The 2,721-nt window shown below is 35.1% G+C and carries 2 protein-coding genes and 1 pseudogene; all 3 read left to right on the top strand.

The annotated features are described in order from the left end of the window. The coding region (locus tag F6K53_RS36775; RefSeq protein ID WP_293084473.1) for a hypothetical protein at positions 1-1,126 on the top strand (1,126 nt) is incomplete at its 5' end. Between the two features lie 150 nt (positions 1,127-1,276). Continuing rightward, positions 1,277-2,281 carry a multicopper oxidase domain-containing protein gene (locus tag F6K53_RS36770; protein WP_293084470.1) on the top strand — a complete coding sequence of 335 codons (1,005 nt, stop codon included), beginning with the start codon at positions 1,277-1,279 and terminating at the stop codon, positions 2,279-2,281. Positions 2,282-2,292: 11 nt separating this feature from the next. After that, a pseudogene (locus tag F6K53_RS36765) lies at positions 2,293-2,721 on the top strand (hypothetical protein); the annotation flags it as partial.

The raw sequence follows: 2,721 nt of genomic DNA, 5'->3' as shown, positions 1-2,721 counted from the left end.
TAAAAATAAGTCGGCTTTATATCTAGCCCATAAAAATCTTGGAAGAGCAACTCTAGTTTATTGGAATGATCTTAATCCCTACCAAAAAGCTGAAGAGAGAGACCAAGTAATCCAAGAAGTACAACAGTCTTTTAAAGATGCTGAAAAGTCTAATATAAAAGATCCACTGGTAAAATTCTACATCGCTTTGATGGACGATTTTAAGGATTTTGTACAGACTCCGGATAGTCTAGACTGTTTGCCTGCTAGTAAACGCTATGAAGAGGCAATTAAGCTTTATAAAGATGTGGAAAAAGTTGAAATTGTAGACAATAATTTTTTTGCACTGCTTGAGTTGGGTCATTTATTAGTTAGCAGAGACGCATATAAAATATCTAAAAATTTAAAACATACCTATTGGGACGACTTAAATGGATATCAGAAAGCGATAGAACTTTACAATAAGCTCCAAGTATCTAACCAGAACGCAAAGGATTCAGTTTTGTTAAGCAAGGCTAAAGCTCAACTACTTAATGCTCAAGCTCAACTACTTAATTATAATCGTGAAAAAGCTCAAAATAATCGTGAAAAAGCTCAAGAGGATTTGAAAAAAGCTCAAAGGTTTTTTAACCAAACTAAAAATTATTTTGAAGAAATTTTAAAGGTAGAGCCAAAGGCTTATCAGATTAGGTACTACATTGGCAACTCATATGTCTTAGATAAGGGTCAGTATGAGAAGGCCATTGAAGAATATGACAAAGTTACAGAAAATCCTGATACTGAACTTTACTATTATGCATTGCGAGATTCTGGTTTTGCGTACTATATGACTTCTAATTATAAGAAAGCTAAGAATAGATTTATAAGAGCACTTAACTTGGAAGTGTCACAAACGCGAGCGGAGAAAGAAGAAAGGGTGTTGATGGAAAAGTATTTAGAAAAAATTGAAAATGATCAATGTGATCAAATAGATAATGATGACAATATTTGTAATTTTGAATATCGAACTAGTCTTAAAAAAGAGTTGTTTGACGCAGGTTTTTTCCAGAGCATCTTTACTGTTCACGACAAAGACAGAGGAACAGATCCATTTATTGATGTTGAACATGATAAATTTTATACGTGCCGAAATGATCCTGAATTTTAATTTTTTTATTCCAGGATATAGCAATTCTAAGATTTGTGAGGTACAAAGCGATATTTTTCCCCCTTATTAATGTTAACTTTGAGGTTGTTAAGCGTACCTCATAACTGCAATAAACGCTATATTTAGACTAGTAATCCCTAATATTGCTATATGATGTGGAGTCGTCGCCAAATATTACAATCTAGTTTTGTAGGTTTAGGCATCGCAGGGACTGTCTACCAATTCCTTAAATCGCGACCTACTGCCACTGTTAAGGTACCTAGGTTCACCACAGATGAGCAACTCTCAGCAAAGTATGTTGGATTTGATCCTATAAATTGTCTACGAAGTTTTGATTATGGTCGTGTTAAGCAGGAAAATGGACATCTGATCAGGGAGTTTGAAATCGTTGCAGATAATACCCCGACTCAGCTAAATAAATTTGTAGGTTGGGTTAGCTGGAATTTTAATAATAGAGTTCCCGGTCCAACATTAAGAGCGGTAGAAGGTGATCGGATTAGAGTAATTTTTCGGAATCAGGATTCTGCTAGTAGTCATAGCATTCATTTTCATGGTATTCATCCTGCTGAAATGGATGGAGTGACTTCAATAGGCAAAGGTAAACAAACTGTCTATGAATTTGAGGCTAAGCCCTATGGGGTTCATCTTTACCATTGCCATGTTAGTCCTGTTACTCGCCACATTAGCAAAGGACTGTATGGTATGTTCATTATCGATCCTCCCAGAAAACGCCCTCCCGCCGATGAAATGGTTTTAGTTATGTCAGGTTATGACATTGACGGAGACATAAAAACTGAAGACATAAAAACTAATGAACTTTATGCGTTTAATGGCTTACCTGATTTTTACAATAAACACCCTATTCCGATTTATCAAAATCAGTTAATAAGATTATATATACTGAATATGATTGAGTATGATGTGGCTGTAACTTTTCATATTCATGCTAACATGTTTAACGTTTATCCAACCGGTTGTACTATAAAGCCAACTCTAAAAACCGATGTCATTACTATGGGTACAGCGGAACGGCATATTTTAGAGTTTGCGTATTCGTTCCCAGGAAACTATATGTTTCACCCTCATCAAGACCAAATTGCTGAAAATGGTTGCATGGGACAATTTTCAGTTATTCCTAGTAACAAATTTTTATAACAGTAAACGTTATGAAAAATATACTCAAATACGTTTTGATCACTTTAGTTGTTGCCCTTTTGGTGGTAGGAATCAGGTACTATCTACCTAGTAATCCTCCTACTAAAACTAGTGAAATTTTTTCTAACTCCGAACCTGAAAAGATATTAGATGAAGATTATATCAAAAATCTTGGTCTAATGCAAGGTCATCTGATTGCAGCCAAAGATTTATTAAACGGGGGAACCCCAGATCAAGCACAATCTCATTTAGAACATCCTATTGAGGAAATTTACGGGGAAATTCAAGATAAATTAAAAGAGGAAGGTGTTGATGATTTCAAACAGAATTTGGAAGCTCTATACGAGAAAGCTAAATATCACCCTTATAGTGACGAAGTAGATGAACAATTTGAGGAATCTGAGGGCTCAGTGGCAAAGATTGAATCAGCTATAGAGAGA

This window comes from Moorena sp. SIO4A1, from assembly GCF_010672065.1.
Taxonomy (GTDB): Bacteria; Cyanobacteriota; Cyanobacteriia; order Cyanobacteriales; family Coleofasciculaceae; genus Moorena.
This window is presented reverse-complemented; position numbering and strand designations above follow the sequence as displayed.